Source organism: Streptomyces sp. NPDC002845 (assembly GCF_053591955.1).
The window spans coordinates 42,470-58,711 of record NZ_JBSFUU010000016.1 but is presented as its reverse complement, the minus strand read 5'-3'; the positions used below and the strand labels follow the sequence as shown (position 1 = coordinate 58,711).

Sequence of the window (16,242 nt, the reverse complement as noted above, 5' to 3'; positions counted from 1 at the left end):
GTGCGCCGATGAGACACCGGTTCACGGGCGTCTGCCGCAGCGGTGTGCTGCGTACGAGGGGCTGAGCGGGACCGGTCGGGAGGGGGGCCCGTGCCAGAAACAACACCAGCCACGTCCGAGCCGAGCGAACCGACGGCCGGAGAACGGGCACTGCGGGCCGACGAGCCCGAGGACGCCGTACCGGGACCCCGGCCGGCCGCCCCGAAGCCCCAGCCAGCCGCTCCGAAGCCCTGGCCGACCGCTTCGACGCCCTGGGCCGCACCGAAGCCGGTGTCCGAACGGAACACCCCGGCTTTCTGGCCGACCGAACTGCACGCCGCGGAACCCGCGCCGGTACGGACCGCGACGCTGTGGGCCGCCCTGGCCACCGGTGTCCTCAGCATGCTGCTGCTCGGCGACGGGCTGGCCGTCAACCTGCTCATCGTCGTGATCCCGGCCGCGCTCGCCGCGTACTTCGCCGCCCAGGCGGCAGGCCGCCGTCCGCGCGCGTGGACGCTCGTCTGGGGCGTCGGCGGGCCGGTCCTGCTGATCGTCCCCGCGCTGCGCGACGCGGTGTGGCCGTCGTTCCTCGCCGTCGTCGCCGCGCTGGGGGTCGGCTCGCTCGCGCTGCACGGCGGTCGCCGGTGGCCGGCGGTACTGCTCGGCCCGATCGGCGTGTTCAACGCGGTGGTCATCGGCCCGATGTGGGCCTGGCAAGGGGTGCGCGAGCGCTCCGGCGAGGCCCGTGGCCGGGTGACCCCGGTGCTGCGGGCGCTCGCCGCAGCCGCGGTGCTGCTACTGGTGTTCGGGGCGCTGTTCGCCGGGGCGGACGCCGCCTTCGCGGACCTGCTCGGCGCCCTGATCCCGGACGCCTCCGTGTCCGACGGGCCCTGGCGGCTCCTGCTCCTCGCGCTGGGCCTCGTCGGGGCGCTCGCGGCGGCGCGCACGGCCGCCGCGCCCGTCCAGTGGGACCGGGTCGAGGTGCCCGAGGGGCGTGCCCGGGGCCGCGTCGAGTGGGCGCTGCCGCTGATCGTGCTCGTCGTGCTCTTCGCGGCCTTCAACGCCGTCCAGCTCGCCGTGCTGTTCGGCGGGTACGACGCCGTACTGGAGAAGACCGGCCAGACGTACGCCGAGTACGCGCGGCAGGGCTTCTGGCAGCTGCTCCTGGTCACGCTGCTCACCCTGCTCGTCATCGTCCTCGCCCTGCGCTGGGCGCCCCGCACCCGATCGGGTGACAGGAGGCTCGTGCGCGCCGTGCTCGGAACTCTCTGCGCGCTGGCCCTCGTTGTCGTGGCATCCGCTGTGCGACGTATGGACATGTACGTGGAGGCTTATGGACTGACGCGACTGAGGATCTCGGTGCTGGCCGTGGAGCTGTGGCTCGGCCTGGTCATCGTTCTCGTCATGGCGGCCGGTGTGTGGGGCGCGCGCTGGCTGCCGCGTGCCGTCGCGGCCAGTGCGGCCGCCGGGGTGCTGGTGTTCGGGCTCGTGTCCCCGGACGGGCTGGTCGCCGAGCGCAACGTTCAGCGGTACGAGGACACCGGCCGGTTCGACCTCGCCTACGCCCGCGGGCTGTCCGCCGACGCCGTACCGGCTCTCGACCGGCTGGAGGAGCCGATGCGCTCCTGCGCGCTGCGGGCCGTCGCGGCCGACCTGGGCGAGCGGGACCGGCCCTGGTACGCGACGAGTTGGGGAGAGGCGGAGGCACGGCGGATCCTCGACGAGCGGCCGGTGGCAAAGGACCTGAGCGTGCTGAACTGCGCGCGGCTGGGGGACGAGGCCGCGTACCGCTGAGAGAGGTCGCCGTACCGCTGAGGGTGGTTGCCGAGGCGTGCGGGTGCGGACGGCTGGGCGGGGCCAGGCTTCGGTTCGGTACCGGGCGCGTGCCGCAGCTCCGCGGCGCGGGTCGTGCTTCCGGGCAGGGCGCGCTGGGCCGCCGCGCGGGGTGCGTTTCCGTACGGCCCACTGCTGTTTATGTATGGGGCGCGTCTTCGTACGGTCCGCTGCTGTGTTTCTGTGCGGGACACGTCTTCGTACGGTCCGCTGTGGTTCCGTGCGGGACGCGTCGTCGCGCGGGGCGTACCGCGGGTCGTGCTTCGGTTGCAGGGCGCGCTTCCGTACGGGGCGTGCCGTGCCTTCGTGCGTGCCGTGCGTGCCTCCGTACTGGCCCGGCCCGGCTGCTGCGTGCGGTGGGGTTGGGCCGGACCCCGCCCTCGCCGTCGGTCCCCCGGGCGTGGTCCGGCCGTCCTCGGTTCCCTCGTCAGCCTGCGCCGGGTCCCGCCGTGCCGGCGAGGGCGTCGAGGTCGCTCTTGCGGACCCGGATGACCAACGCGGCGGTGGTCAGGGCGATGACGGCCATCGCGACGGCCGGGATGAAGGCCGTGGCGATGCCCTGGGCGAGCACCTCGTGGCCCCAGGGAGCCGGCAACTGCTGGGTCTGGGCGAACTCGGCCTTCTGTTCGGCCGAGCCCTCCGCCATGAACTTCGCCAGCTGCTTCTCGGCCTCGTCCCGGCTGGCCGTGCCGAAGACGGTGGTCAGGATGGAGAGACCGAGCGAACCGCCCACCTGCTGCGTGACGTTGAGCAGTCCGGACGCCGCGCCCGCCTCGTGCTGGGCGACCCCGGAGACTGCGGTCAGGGTCAGCGTCACAAAATTCAGGCCCATGCCGAAGCCGAACAGGAGCATCGGGCCGAGCACCCCGCTGACGTACGAGCTGTCGGGGTTTACGAACGTCTGCCAGCCGAGGCCGAGCACGACGAGCACCGAGCCGACCAGCATGAACGGCTTGGGCCCGAGGACCGGCAGGAACCGCTGCGACAGACCCGCGCCCACGACGATCGCTCCGGTGATGGGCAGGAACGCGAGGCCGGCCTCGATCGGGGAGTACTGCAGCACGTTCTGCACGAAGATCACGATGAAGAAGAACATGCCGAACATCGCGGCGGCCAGGCTGAGCATGATCACGTAGGTGCCCGAGCGGTTGCGGTCGGCGAACATCCTCAGTGGCGTGATCGGCTCCTTGGCCCGCGTCTCGATGAACGCGAAGGCCAGCAGCAGGACCACCGCGGCACCGAAGGAACCGATGGTCAGGCTGTCCCGCCAGCCCTCCTCCGAGGCGCGGATGAAGCCGTACACCAGGGAGGCCATACCGGCCGTCGAGGTGAGCGCGCCCGAGATGTCGAAGCGTCCCGGGTGCCGTTCGGACTCGCTGATGTACATCGGCGTGACCACGGCGATCAGCAGACCGATGGGTACGTTGACGAAGAGCACCCACCGCCAGTCGAGCCACTCCGTGAGCATGCCGCCCGCGAGGAGGCCGACGGCGCCGCCACCGGCCGAGACCGCGGCGAAGACTCCGAGGGCCCGGTTCCGCTCCGGGCCTTCGGGGAAAGTGGTCGTGATCAGCGCCAGCGAGGTGGGCGAGGCGATCGCGCCGCCGACGCCCTGGAGCGCCCGCGCGGCCAGCAGCTGCCAGGGTTCCTGGGCGAGTCCACCCAGCAGTGAGGCGAGCGTGAAGAGCAGGATGCCGGTCATGAAGACCCGCCGCCGGCCGAGGATGTCACCGGCCCGTCCGCCGAGGAGCAGCAGACCGCCGAAGGTCAGGGTGTAGGCGCTGACCACCCATGTCAGGTCGGTGGTGCTGAACCGGAGCGCGTCTTGAATATGCGGGAGCGCGATGTTCACAATCGTCGCATCGAGGACCACCATGAGCTGGCAGGCCGCGATGATGGTGAGCGCGATGCCGGGACGCCCCTCCCGGCGTGCCGCTCCCGGCTTTTGATCCTGAATCAACTGAGAGGTTGTCACTATGGGTCCCCCACGAGAACGTTAGTGAACGCTCGCGTTCACTGTCGCGTCAACGGTAGTGAGTCCCCCTTAGTGAACGCAAGCGTTCACTGAAGTCGCTGCCGTATTGCGCCACATGACCGCTCGCCCCTCCCCGGAATCCCCGCTTGCCCACGCTCAACGGAGACACTCAGATGGCTACTTCGCGTTGGTCGGCCGCCCCCGCTCAGGCGGCATCCCCTCGCCGTCGCGGCGCCGTGCTCGAACGCGCGATCCTCGATGCCGCGCTGGAGCAGCTCAGCACGGTCGGCTGGAACGGCCTCACCATGGAGGGCGTCGCCGCGGGCGCCCAGACCGGCAAGGCCGCGGTCTACCGCCGCTGGCCGTCCAAGGAGGACCTCGTCGCGGACGCGCTCCAGGCCGGACTGCCGCGACTCGACGAGGTGCCCGACACCGGGAACGTGCGCCAGGATCTGCTGGAACTGTGCCGGCGGGCGCGGGAGGCGATGTTCTCGCGCCCCGGCTTCGCGCTGCGTGCGGTGATTCACGAATGCGACACCGCCCAGGCCGATCGCTTCCACGGCGTGATCTTCGAAGGGGTCGTGGAGCCGACCGTCAAGCTGCTCGCCGAAGTGATTCAACGTGGAGTCGAGCGGCGGGACGTGCGGCCCGACGCGGCCAACAGCTATGTCTTCGACGCCATTCCGGCGATGATGATGTACCGCTCCAAGGTGTGCGCGAGCGAATGGAACGAGCGGGAAATCGAGGAAATGGTCGACCAATTGATGCTTCCGCTGCTGCGGCCGACCGGCGCCTGACCGGAGTCGCGGCGGGCACCTGGCCGGAGCCGCAGAAGGCGCCTGACCGAAGCGGCGGCGGGCATTTGACGGAGGCGACGGCAGGTGCCCGAGCCATACCTGTGCGCCCGCTGGGCCTCCGCCCGAGAAGACCGCGAGGCCGCCCGGGGGGACCGGGTGTCGCATGGGGTTCCGGGCGGCATAAGCTGAGGGTGTCATGCCGTACGAACCACCCACCCACGCCGTCGAACGCTCCCTTCGCGCCACGACCGGAGCGAAGATCATTGCCGGTGTCGACGAGGTGGGGCGCGGTGCGTGGGCCGGCCCCGTCACCGTCTGCGCGGCGGTCACCGGACTGCGCCGACCGCCCGAAGGCCTCACCGACTCGAAGCTCCTCGCGGTGAAGAAGCGCGAGGCGCTCGCCCTGGAGCTGGAGAAGTGGGTGACGTCGTACGCCCTCGGTCACGCCTCCCCGGAGGAGATCGACGACCTGGGCATGACGGCCTCGCTGCGGCTCGCCGCCGTACGAGCCCTGGACGCTCTGCCGATACGGCCCGACGCGGTCATTCTCGACGGGAAGCACGACTACCTCGGAGCGCCCTGGCGGGTCCGTACGGTGATCAAGGGCGACCAGTCGTGCGTGGCGGTCGCGGCGGCCTCGGTGATCGCCAAGGTTCAGCGCGACAAAATGATGGCCGAATTGGGTATCGACCATGCAGACTTCGGTTTTGCGGCCAACGCCGGGTATCCGTCACCCGTGCACAAGGCCGCGCTGGAGGAGCGGGGCCCCACCCCGTACCACCGCTTGTCGTGGGCGTATCTTGATGCGCTGCCCCAGTGGCGGCACCTCAAGAAGGTCCGCGGCTGGGCGGACGGAAGCGTTCCGGAGATCGAGGGTCAGCTCGGCTTCGACTTCTGACCGTTCCGTTCGCACTCATGTGCCACCCGCCGAGGCGTGCCGCACCGGCGTTTGATAAACATCAACTCATGCCTCTCATTCCCGAGGAGCCTCAGATTCACGAGAGTGCCCAGGGTCCCCGCGCCACTCCGGCCAGTGGCCGCGTCGCGCCGACCCCCCGCCCCGTACCCGGCCCCCGTCCCGCGGCCCCGCCGCGTCCCGGTCGCCCGGGTCCCCGGCCGACGCCGGCCCAACGCACACCGCACGCTCCGGCCGCGGCCAAGCCCGAGCCGCCCGCTCCGGCTGCCTCCGACGCCCCGCAGATCCAGCTGATCCCCGCCTCGGTGGAGGGCGCGCTCGACGCCGCCGAGGAGGCCGTCGACCTGCTCCTGGAGTCGGGCCGCGCTCCCGGTGAGGTGCTGGTGATCACCACTGGCGATCCTCATCCGTGGGCCGCGCACGAGCTGTCCTTCGGCGAGGACGCGTACTGGGCGCAACACGACGCCGGCGACGACGTGTTCTACGCCGACGCCGAGGTCGCCGGGCGTGCCAAGCCCCGTCCCGTGGTCGTGGTCGCCGTCAACGGCGGTCCCGACTCCGCTGCCGCGCAGGCGCTGCCGCTGGCCCTCGCCCGGGCCGGTGCGCTGCTGATCGTCTGCGGTGACCCACAGAGGATCAACTCGGTGCTGGGCGCGGGCGTCTGAGCGGATCCGGGCTCCGTCCGGGGACGTTCGCGCCGGTCCGGTTCCGGGTTCGGTTGCGGTTCCGGCTTCGGTTTCGGTTGTGGTTTCGCCCGGGGAACGACGTGGTTCGTTCAGCGGGCGAGGGGACGCCGTCGCGGCATCTGCACGGAGGTCATGTCGGCGCGCGGTCGTAGCCGTGCGCCGGTACGGGGCCTTCCGGGGCGGCACGTGGTCGCTGTGCGGTCTGCCGCGCGGCCCGCGTTGCCGTCGCGCGCGGCCGGGGTTCGTCAGCGCCGTAGAGCCGTACGGTCCGCAGGCGGCGTACCGCTGTGGCGACGGCGCCCGCGCGCGTGGGGCGGGCATCCCAGCAGTGCCGTCCCGTACCGGTGGCGGTGGCCCGTCGGCTCAGCGAGCGGCCGCGCGGCGCAGCATGTCGGAGGAAGGACCCCCGGTACGCGGCAGTGGTGGCGGAGCCTCGGCCATGCCGAAGGGTTCCGCGGGTGAGTCCGCGTTGGGACGGCGTCCGCCCCGGCCCTCGCCGAGAACCTGCCAGCCGTCATGCGTCAGGGTGATGTACGCCCCGCAGCGCAGCCCGTGCAGCGTGCAGGCGTCCCGCAGCCCCCACATCCACGCTCCGTCCTCCTCCGTCCAGCGTGCGTCGCCCTCACGGCAGTAGAGCAGCACGGCCGTGCGCACCGGAGTGCGGCGCCGCAGATCGTGCGGGATGACCCGGCGCAGCTGCGCGAGCAGCGCGTTGCGGAACATCCAGCCGTCGGCCGGGGCCGGACGCCGGGTGAACGAGGCGCTCGCCCGCAGCCGTTCGTCCGGATCCAGAACGGCCACCACCGCCGTCGAGGGCCGGGGCCGGTGCCGTGCGTGCAGGCCGCTGACGACCTCCCGGGGATTGCGCAGCAGCGGAATCCCGGCGTCGGCCCACTCCGCGGGTTCGAGCATCCGGGCAAGCGGGGTGGTGGAAGCGGCGGACAGGTCGGTGGACGTCGACATGTTGGCCGCCGAGGACGGAGCGAATCCGAAGGTCACGGTCCTCCCTTCGGCTACGCGCCCACACTGCGGGCGGGGTCGGACTTGGGGGGCGCACACCGCAGCAGAGCCCTACCGAATCACGGGTTGTGGGCCGTGCGGGGAGCGGACCTCAATTCTTCCTGTCGAACTTGGTTGCGGCAACGAGCAATCGGGGCTGCCGACCGTTATCCGATGATGCGTCGGTTATATCCCTGCCCAGTGTGTTCCGCGGCGACGCCCGGGTCCCCTGCAATGCCCGTGGCACCGCGCCGCGGCATCCGCCGGTCACGCCTGTACGGCGAGGACCAGGCAACACCCCCTGCGCGCCGGACCGTCGCAGCAGGCGCGCCGCCACCGCGAGAGTCCAGCCGGTCTCGGTCCAGTCGTCGATGAGCAGGACAGGCCCGCCGGACTCCCTCGGGCCGGTCGCCGCCGCACTGATTGTGAGTTGATTGTCACGTTGGGTGAAGTGGCTGGCGGCCTTCGGAATCGGGTTGCATGGGGGCATGAACAACCTGGAGCTCCGTACCGAAGCCGATGCCGTCCTTGCTGAGCTTGTCGGTGCCCCGGAGGGTTCGGCGCGGTTGCGGGAAGACCAGTGGCAGGCGGTGGCGGCTCTGGTGGAGGAGCGTCGGCGCGCTCTGGTGGTGCAGCGCACCGGCTGGGGCAAGTCGGCGGTGTACTTCGTTGCCACCGCGCTGCTGCGTCGGCGTGGATCGGGCCCCACGGTGATCGTCTCGCCACTGCTGGCATTGATGCGCAACCAGGTCGAGTCGGCGGCGCGGGCCGGTATCCGGGCGCGCACCATCAACTCGGCCAATCCGGAGGAGTGGGACGCCATCCACGAGGAGGTCGAACGCGGCGGGACCGACGTTCTCCTCGTAAGTCCGGAACGCCTCAACTCGGTGGATTTCCGTGAGCAGATGCTGCCCAGGCTCGCGGCCACGACCGGTCTGCTGGTGGTCGACGAGGCGCACTGCATCTCCGACTGGGGACACGACTTCCGCCCCGACTACCGCCGGCTGCGGGCGATGCTTGCCGAGCTGGCCCCCGGCGTTCCGGTGCTGGCCACCACCGCGACCGCCAACGCGCGGGTGACGGCGGATGTGGCCGAGCAGTTGGGCACCGGCGTCGGCGAGGCCCTGGTGCTGCGCGGCGCGCTGGAGAGGGAAAGCCTGCGGCTGGGTGTGGTGCAGCTGCCGGATGCCGCGCACCGCCTGGCCTGGCTCGCCGAGCACCTGGACGAGCTGCCGGGCTCGGGGATCATCTACACGCTGACGGTGGCCGCGGCCGAGGAGGCCACCGCCTTTCTGCGGCAGCGCGGCTTCCGGGTGGCCTCGTACACGGGGCGCACGGAGAACGCCGACCGGCTGCAGGCCGAGGTCGACCTGCTGGAGAACCGGGTCAAGGCGCTGGTCGCGACTTCGGCGCTGGGCATGGGCTTCGACAAGCCGGACCTGGGATTCGTGGCGCATCTCGGCTCGCCGTCCTCGCCGATCGCCTACTACCAGCAGGTGGGGCGTGCGGGGCGCGGGGTGGCCCACGCCGATGTGCTGCTGCTGCCGGGCAAGGAGGACGAGGCCATCTGGCGCTACTTCGCCGACACCGCCTTCCCGCCCGAGGCGCAGGTCCGCCAGACCCTCTCGGCGCTCGCCGATGCGGGACGGCCGCTGTCCGTGCCGGCCCTGGAGGCCCTGGTCGACCTCCGCCGCACCCGTCTGGAGACCATGCTCAAGGTGCTCGACGTGGACGGGGCGGTCAAACGGGTGAAGGGCGGCTGGATCTCCACCGGCGAGCAGTGGGTCTACGACTCCGAGCGGTACGCCTGGGTGGCGCGGCAGCGCGCGGCCGAGCAGCAGGCCATGCGCGATTACGTGAGCACGTCGCAGTGTCGGATGGAGTTCCTGCGCCGGCAGCTGGACGACGAGGGGGCGATTCCGTGCGGCCGTTGCGACAACTGCGCGGGAGCCTGGGCTGATTCCTCTGTTTCGGCGGAGACATTGACGGGGGCGGCGAAGGAACTGGATCGCCCGGGGGTGGAGGTCGAGCCGCGTCGGATGTGGCCGACGGGGATGCCCGCACTGGGCATCGACCTCAAGGGGCGTATCCCGGCCAAAGAGCAGTGCTCCACCGGGCGCGCCCTGGGACGGCTCTCGGACATCGGCTGGGGCAACCGACTGCGCCCGCTGCTGGCCGAGAACGCGCCCGACGGTCCGGTCCCCGAGGACGTCCTGCGGGCCGCGGTGGCGGTCCTCGCCGACTGGGCGCGCTCACCGGGCGGCTGGGCGCCGAACGTGCCGGATGCCGCTGCCCGGCCGGTAGGAGTCGTCGCCGTACCGTCCCTGACCCGCCCGCAACTGGTCGGTTCCCTCGCCCAGGGGATCGCGACCATCGGCCGCCTCCCCTTCCTGGGCACCCTGACGTACACCGGGCCGAGCGGCGCGCACGCGGCACGCCGCAGCAACTCCGCCCAACGCCTCAGGGCACTGTCCGGCGCCTTCACCGTCTCCGAGGAGCTGGCCGGCGCCCTGGCGCGCTCTCCGGGCCCTGTCCTGCTCGTGGACGACCGCACCGACTCCGGGTGGACCCTCGCGGTCGTCGCCCGCCTGCTCCGCAAGGCGGGCAGCGAACAGGTTCTTCCGTTGGTCCTCGCTGCGGCAGGCTGAGAGCCTGTGTCATATCTCCGGCCGGATCAGCGCACGTCGTCATGGGGGTCTCCCCGCTCGAGCGCAGCCGAGAGTGGGGGAGCGTGCGATCGCAAGGCGCCGGAAGGTCCTCGATGGGGGTGTCCCCGCGCGAGCCGAGCGAAGCCGGTTCGAGCGTGGGGGAGGAGCCACGTGGGCGTTTCGGCAACGCGGCTGGGGGTCCCCCCCACGCCCTTAAGGCAGTGGGGGAGTGCGTGCCAGGCGGCGGGCGCCCGGCCGGGGATATGACACAGGCTCTGAGCCGGGCACGTCCGCTTGTCCGCCGGTTCGGCCGGGTGCGGCTGCACGTCTCGCCCTTGGCGACACCGGGCGTCGAACAGCTCGTGCCGCACCATCGGTGCGGACGAGCGGCGGACTCCCGGTCGCGTCGGCGTCGCCCTCATCGCCTGTTCCGCCCATGCGCGCACGGGAGTTGTGCGAGGCGGGCGCCGACCGTGGTGACACTGGGCCAGGGCCTCATGTTCGTGGTGCCGGTTCTTGCGGCGGCGCGGCGGCGCGGCGGCTCCTCCCCGTCCGGCGCCAACAGGTCACGGCGACGGGGTCGGGATTTCACGCTGACGTCAGTCGGTGTCAGGACGCGGGCGCGGGCCCGTGCCCCTGAGTAGCGTTTCGACCACCAGCGCGGCCGGCGCATCCGGGTCCCGTTCGGCGGAGGACATGTCGTGGTGGAGAGCCTCGCCGATGAGGGCGTAGTAGACACGGCGGACCCAGTCGAGGTCGGCCGAGGCGTCGAAGACGCCCTCCTGCTGGGCGCGGGCGAAGAGTTCAAGGCAGCGCGCGTCGATCCCGGACCGGGTCGCCGCCGCGGCCGGCCCCTCCGCCGAGGGGGTGCCGAGCGCATAGCGCCACGCGCTCTTGACCCGCAGCACGTTCGCCGTCGCCCGGTGCAGCGCGACCAGTGGCGGCGCGGTGTCGGGGTGCGCGTCCTCGATCGCCTCGGCGAGCTGTCGCATCGCGGACGCGCCGAGTGCCTCGATGAGCGCGCCCCGGCCGGCGAACCGCCGGTGCACGGTGGTCCGGGCGACACCCGCGGCCTGGGCGATCTGCTCCAGAGACGCCCCGGGATCGGCGGCGAGCACCTGCTCGGCCGCTTCGAGGATCACACGCACACTGCGCTCGGCGTCGGCCCGGAGCGGTCGTCCCATGAGTGCCTCCCGATCCTCCTGATCGCACTGTCCCGCTCAGACGATACGCCTGAGCTGCAGTTCTCCTTTTAATTGCGTCAGTAGTGTTGCAGATAATTAGATAACAGCTACTCTCGTGTTGCGGTTAGTTGTCATGCTGAAGGGGAGCAGACATGAACAAGATCACCACCGTCCCGTCCACCGCCCTTGTCACCGGCGCGTCCTCCGGCCTCGGCGCCGAGTTCGCCACCCAACTCGCCGCCCGCGGGCACGACCTCGTCCTGGTGGCCCGCTCCCGCGACCGTCTGGAGGAGGTCGCGGAGCGGCTGCGCACGGCTCACGGCGTCAAGACGCACGTTCTGGCGCAGGATCTCGCGCAGCCCGACGCGGGCCGCCGCATAGCCCGCGAACTCGCCGACCGCGGTCTGCACATCGACCTGCTGGTGAACAACGCCGGCTTCGGCACTGTCGGCCGCTTCGAGGAGATCGACCCGGAGCGGGACCACGACCAGCTGATGGTGAACGTCGTCGCACTCGTCGACCTCCCCCACGCCCTGCTGCCCGGCATGCTGGAGCGCGGCTCGGGCGCCGTCCTCAACATCGGCTCCACGGCCGGGTACCAGCCCAGCCCGTACTTCACGGTCTACAGCGCCGCCAAGACCTTCGTCCTCAACTTCTCGCTCGCACTGCGCCAGGAGTACCGGGGCCGCGGCATCCGCGTCACCACGCTGTGCCCGGGGCCGGTCGAGACGCGGTTCTTCGAGGTGATCGGCACTCGGAACGCCGCGGTCACCGGCCGGTTCAGCATGCCCGAGCCGGTCGTCCGGGCCGCGCTGAAGGCCCTCGACCGGGACCGGGCGTACGTCACGCCGGGACTCGGCAACGCCCTCATGGCGCACCTGACGCCACGTCGCCCGCGCACGCTGGTCGCCCGGGTCGGCGAGCGGATCTGCCGCAAGGCCCTGGAGCCGGAGGGCGACCGGGCCGTTCCCGCGGCCGAGGGCGCCGCGGCCTGAACGGCCGCCGGAGGAACCGGCCCGCCCTCCACCTCGGGTGAGGCAGACCTCAGTCGAACCGGTCGGGGGAGAGGAAGTCCAGCGGCATCTTCGCCGGCTCGCCCTGTACGAGGTCCGCGAGGGCCTCGCCGATGGCGGACGCGTGGGCGAAGCCGTGCGCGTTGTCGCCGGCCGCGACGACCACGCGGGCGTCGTCCCCGGGGAGTCCGATCACGAACTGCCCGTCCGGGGTACGGGTCCGCATGCCCACCGCGACCCGAGCGGGCAGGGACTCCAGGCCGGGCACCTTGGCGGGCAGCAGGTGGGCCAGGTCCTGCCAGTCGTCGGGCGTCACCGAGCGGTCGCCGTCCTCGGGGTCGACCGGCTTGGCGGCGACCCCGCGGTCCTCCAGCCCGAGCTTGACGTCGTAGCCGCCCTCCCGGCCGCTGCCCCACAGCACCCGGCCGTCGTCCAGTTCGACGTGCCCGCCGATCACTGGGACGTCGCCGAGCACCACGACCCGGACCCCACCGTCCCGGACAAGACATACTCCACACGCGGCGGTTTCATCCCCGACGTGCCCTTCAACCCGCTGGAGTTCGGCCTCCCGCCGAACACCCTCGAAGTCACGGACGTCCTCCAGCTGCTCAGCCTGGTCGTCGCCCGCGACCTGCTGAAGGACGCCGGAGCCGAACAGCCCTGGTACGACAAGTCCCGCACCGGTGTCGTCCTCGGCATCACCGGCGCCAACCAGCTCACGCAGCCGCTCACCGCCCGGCTGCAGAGCGGCGTCCTGAAGGAGGTCGTCCGAAGCTGCGGACTGACCGACCGGGACGCCGAGGAGATCGTCGCCAAGTTCCGCCTGGCGTACGCCCCGTGGGAGGAGAACTCCTTCCCCGGCATGCTCGGCAACGTGGTCGCCGGCCGCATCGCCAACCGGTTCGACCTCGGCGGCATCAACATGACGATCGACGCCGCCTGCGCCAGCTCGCTCGGTGCCGTGCGCACCGCCGCCAGCGAGCTGCTGGAGCGCCGCGCCGACACCATGCTGGTGGGTGGCTGCGACGCCGAGAACACCATCTTCATGTACCTGTGCTTCAGCAAGACGCCCGCGCTGTCCAAGTCCGGCCGAATCCGCCCGTTCGACAAGGACGCCGACGGCACGCTGATCGGCGAGGGCATCGGCATGCTCGCCCTGCGCCGCCTGTCCGACGCCGAGCGCGACGGCAACCGTGTCTACGCGGTCCTGCGCGGCATCGGAACCTCCAGCGACGGCCGCTTCAAGTCCATCTACGCCCCGCGCAAGGAGGGCCAGATGGTCGCCCTGCGCCGCGCGTACGAGGACGCCGACTGCTCGCCCGCGAGCATCGAGCTCTTCGAGGCGCACGGCACCGGCACCGCCGTCGGCGACGCGACCGAGCTCAGCGCCCTGTCCGCGGTGCTCTCCGAGACGGCCGACAGCACCCGGTGCGCGGCCGTCGGCAGCGTCAAGTCGCAGATCGGGCACACCAAGGCGGCGGCGGGCGCGGCCGGCATGATCAAGCTGGCGCTCGCGCTGCACCACAAGGTGCTGCCGCCCACCATCAACGTCGACGAGCCCAACCCCACCATCGACTTCGCCTCGGGCCCGTTCTACGTCAACACCGAGGCCCGGCCCTGGATCCGCACCCCGGAGCGCCCCAAGCGCCGTGCGGCCATCTCCTCGTTCGGCTTCGGCGGCACCAACTTCCACATGGTGCTGGAGGAGCACGGCGATGGCGACGACGTAGGCGTGACGCACCCCGTGGCCACGGTGTACCTCTGGCACGCGCCCGACACCGCCGCGCTGACCGAGGACCTCGCCTCCGGCGCACCCGCGACCGGCGGCCCCGCCCCCGAGGGCCACGCACGCATCGCGTTCGTCGCCCGCACCGACGAGGAGCTGGCCGCCCTGCGCGAGCTCGCGCTCGGCGAGCTGCGCGCCCGGCCCGACGCGGAGGCCTGGTCGCATCCCAAGGGCGTCCACTTCCGCCGCCGCGCCGCCCGACTCGGCAAGGTCGCCGCGCTGTTCGCCGGGCAGGGCAGCCAGTACGTCAACCTCGGCCGGGCCGCCGTCATGGCGCTGCCGCCGCTGCGGGCCGCCTTCGACGCCGCCAACCGGCACTTCCAGGGCGCCGAGCCGTTGTCGCGGGTCGCCTTCCCGCCGCCCGCGTTCAGCGACGCCGCGCGGGCCGAACAGGAGACCGCGCTGCGCGCCACCGCCTACGCCCAGCCCGCCATCGGCGCGCTGTCGGCGGGGCAGTTCCGCTACCTGACCGAACTCGGCTTCACCGCCGAGGGGTTTCTCGGCCACAGCTTCGGCGAGCTGACCGCCCTGTGGGCCGCCGGCGCTCTCGACGACGAGGCGTACTTCGCGCTGGCCCGCGCCGCGGCAGGGCGATGGCCCCGCCGCGCGAGTCCGGGTTCGACGCCGGCGCGATGGCCGCAGTCTTCGCCCCCGAGGAACGCGTGGCCGAACTCCTCGCCGTGGACAAGGACTTGGTGATCTGCAACCGCAACGCCCCCGACCAGATCGTGGTCGGCGGCGCCACCGAGGCGGTCGACTGCCTGGTGGAGCGGGCCACGCAGGCCGGACTGCGGGCGAGTCGGCTGCCCGTGTCGGCCGCGTTCCACACCCCGTACGTCGGCCATGCCGTGGAGGCGTTCCGCGCCGACGTCGAGCGGGTCGAGGTGGGGCGGCCGAACGGCACCGTCTTCGCCAACACCCGCGGCGCGGCCTACGGCGACGACATCGTCGCCAACCGCACCGTCCTCGCCGAACAGCTCATCAACCCGGTGGACTTCGCCACCCGCGTGGAGGAGATGTACGCCGCCGGGTACCGGGTGTTCGTCGAGTTCGGGCCCAAGCCGGTGCTCACCCAGCTCGTCCGCCGCGTCCTCGGCGACCGCGAGCACACGGTCCTCGCCCTGGACGCCGGGCCCGGAAAGGACGCGGACGCCGCCCTGAAGCAGGGCGTCGCCCAGCTCGCCGCCCTGGGCCTTCCGCTCGCCACCGCCGACCGTTACGTCGCCCCGCCGGTCGCGGACGAGCCCACCAAGGGCATGTCGATCCTGCTGAACGGCATCAACTACGTCTCGCCCGAACGACGGGCCGCCTACCGGGACGCGATCGAGAACGGCTATCGGATCGCGGTGCCGACGGCGCCGGGTGCGACGGCCGGGAGTACGGCCGGACACTCGTCCGACGGTACGGCCGGACCCGCGTTCGGCGGCGCGGGCGGGGGAGCCTCCGCGGCCCCGAGCCCGGCCGCGCCGGCCGCCGCGTCCACCGCTCGTCCGTCGGCGAACGGTTCCGGTCCGGTTCCGGCCGTGCGACCGGCGCCGCCGGCCCCCTTCGCTCCGGTCGCCCCGCTCGCTCCGGCCGCCTCCGCCGAGCACGCGCCCGGCGCGGGCGGCACAGCGGTCGCGTCCGTGCCGCCCGCTCCTTCTCCTTCCCCTTCTCCCGCCCCCGTTCCCACCGCCATGGAGACAACTCACGTGGACAGTGACCGCCTGGCCGGTCTGGTGGCCGACCACCTCGCCCTGCACGACGACTACCTGAACAGCCAGCTGCAGATCGCCGAGCGCCTCACCGGTCTGCTGGAGCGCGCCGCCGAGCAGGGCCGAATCGGTCAGGTGCTCGCCGGAGTCAACGCCGTGAAGGAACACGGCCTGGACATCGGGCGCAGCCACCTGCGGGCCAACGAGATCCTGTGCGACCTGGCTGCCCTGGAACTGGGTTCGGCTGCTCCGGCACCGACCCGCTCCACCACCACCGCGACGGTGCCGACCCCACTCCAGCCGACCCCGCAGCCCGCGCTCCCGGCTCCGGCGGCCACCGCCCCGGCGCCTCCGACCCCGGCCGCACTGGCCCCGGCTCCCGCACCGGCCCTCGCCCCCACACCCGCTCCCGCCCCGGTCCTCGCCGCCTCCGCGGTGAGCGTCGCCGACCCGCTTCCCGCCGCTGAGCCGACCGGCCCGGACGCGTCCGGCGTCGAGGCGGTGCTGTTGGAGGTGGTGGGGGAGAAGACGGGTTATCCGGCGGAGATGCTGGATCTGGATCTGGACATTGAGGCGGATCTGGGGATCGATTCGATCAAGCGGGTTGAGGTTATGGGGGTGATGCAGGAGCGGTTCGGTGGTGGTGTTGCGGCGGGTCCGGAGGAGTTGGCGGAGTTGCGTACGTTGCGTCACATCGTCGACTTCATGGCGTCGGCTGCTCCTGCTGCTCCT

At 72.1% G+C, this 16,242-nt stretch carries 11 protein-coding genes and 1 pseudogene; 8 read left to right on the top strand and 4 right to left on the bottom strand.

Annotation, left to right across the window (positions count from 1 at the left end; genetic code table 11):
- Positions 1 to 90 precede the first annotated feature (90 nt).
- Positions 91 to 1,773: a DUF4153 domain-containing protein gene (locus ACWD3C_RS14215; RefSeq protein WP_451143561.1), complete on the top strand. Its 1,683-nt coding sequence runs from the start codon at positions 91 to 93 to the stop codon at positions 1,771 to 1,773.
- A 466-nt stretch (positions 1,774 to 2,239) separates the two neighbouring features.
- Here the strand turns inward: ACWD3C_RS14215 and ACWD3C_RS14210 are convergent, their stop codons facing one another.
- Positions 2,240 to 3,787, bottom strand: a complete 1,548-nt coding sequence (locus tag ACWD3C_RS14210; protein WP_451143559.1) for an MFS transporter — start codon at positions 3,785 to 3,787, stop codon at positions 2,240 to 2,242.
- A 173-nt stretch (positions 3,788 to 3,960) separates the two neighbouring features.
- Here ACWD3C_RS14210 and ACWD3C_RS14205 point away from each other — a divergent pair, with 173 nt between their 5' ends.
- From ACWD3C_RS14205 to ACWD3C_RS14195, 3 genes are all read left to right on the top strand, one after another.
- A complete protein-coding gene (locus tag ACWD3C_RS14205; protein WP_451143684.1) occupies positions 3,961 to 4,584 on the top strand; it encodes a TetR/AcrR family transcriptional regulator in 624 nt (207 codons plus the stop codon).
- A gap of 196 nt (positions 4,585 to 4,780) precedes the next feature.
- Positions 4,781 to 5,482 carry a ribonuclease HII gene (locus ACWD3C_RS14200; protein ID WP_451143557.1) on the top strand — a complete coding sequence of 234 codons (702 nt, stop codon included), beginning with the start codon at positions 4,781 to 4,783 and terminating at the stop codon, positions 5,480 to 5,482.
- A gap of 68 nt (positions 5,483 to 5,550) precedes the next feature.
- The gene (locus ACWD3C_RS14195) at positions 5,551 to 6,165 is read left to right on the top strand and encodes a hypothetical protein (RefSeq protein WP_451143555.1); all 615 of its coding nucleotides are present in this window, start codon (positions 5,551 to 5,553) and stop codon (positions 6,163 to 6,165) included.
- 384 nt (positions 6,166 to 6,549) lie between these two features.
- Here ACWD3C_RS14195 and ACWD3C_RS14190 read toward each other — a convergent pair whose 3' ends face one another.
- Positions 6,550 to 7,185 carry a hypothetical protein gene (locus ACWD3C_RS14190; protein WP_451143553.1) on the bottom strand — a complete coding sequence of 212 codons (636 nt, stop codon included), beginning with the start codon at positions 7,183 to 7,185 and terminating at the stop codon, positions 6,550 to 6,552.
- A 488-nt stretch (positions 7,186 to 7,673) separates the two neighbouring features.
- Between ACWD3C_RS14190 and ACWD3C_RS14185 the strand changes: the two genes are divergently transcribed.
- Positions 7,674 to 9,833: a RecQ family ATP-dependent DNA helicase gene (locus ACWD3C_RS14185; protein WP_451143551.1), complete on the top strand. Its 2,160-nt coding sequence runs from the start codon at positions 7,674 to 7,676 to the stop codon at positions 9,831 to 9,833.
- Between the two features lie 599 nt (positions 9,834 to 10,432).
- Here the strand turns inward: ACWD3C_RS14185 and ACWD3C_RS14180 are convergent.
- The gene (locus ACWD3C_RS14180; protein WP_451143549.1) at positions 10,433 to 11,017 is read right to left on the bottom strand and encodes a TetR/AcrR family transcriptional regulator; all 585 of its coding nucleotides are present in this window, start codon (positions 11,015 to 11,017) and stop codon (positions 10,433 to 10,435) included.
- A 152-nt stretch (positions 11,018 to 11,169) separates the two neighbouring features.
- On the opposite strand from ACWD3C_RS14180, the gene ACWD3C_RS14175 reads away from it, so the two are divergent.
- Complete coding sequence (locus ACWD3C_RS14175) at positions 11,170 to 12,012, top strand: SDR family NAD(P)-dependent oxidoreductase (protein ID WP_451143547.1); 843 nt, start codon at positions 11,170 to 11,172, stop codon at positions 12,010 to 12,012.
- Positions 12,013 to 12,061: 49 nt separating this feature from the next.
- On the opposite strand, the gene ACWD3C_RS14170 is transcribed toward ACWD3C_RS14175, so the two are convergent.
- Positions 12,062 to 12,508, bottom strand: a complete 447-nt coding sequence (locus ACWD3C_RS14170; RefSeq protein WP_451143545.1) for an FAD-dependent oxidoreductase — start codon at positions 12,506 to 12,508, stop codon at positions 12,062 to 12,064.
- Between ACWD3C_RS14170 and ACWD3C_RS14165 the strand changes: the two genes are divergently transcribed.
- Both ACWD3C_RS14165 and ACWD3C_RS14160 read left to right on the top strand, forming a co-directional pair.
- Positions 12,473 to 14,515: a beta-ketoacyl synthase N-terminal-like domain-containing protein gene (locus ACWD3C_RS14165; protein ID WP_451143543.1), complete on the top strand. Its 2,043-nt coding sequence runs from the start codon at positions 12,473 to 12,475 to the stop codon at positions 14,513 to 14,515. The genes ACWD3C_RS14170 and ACWD3C_RS14165 overlap by 36 nt on opposite strands.
- Positions 14,410 to 16,155 (top strand): annotated as a pseudogene (locus ACWD3C_RS14160) (acyltransferase domain-containing protein); the annotation flags it as partial. The gene ACWD3C_RS14165 and the pseudogene ACWD3C_RS14160, both read left to right, overlap by 106 nt.
- Positions 16,156 to 16,242 lie beyond the last annotated feature (87 nt).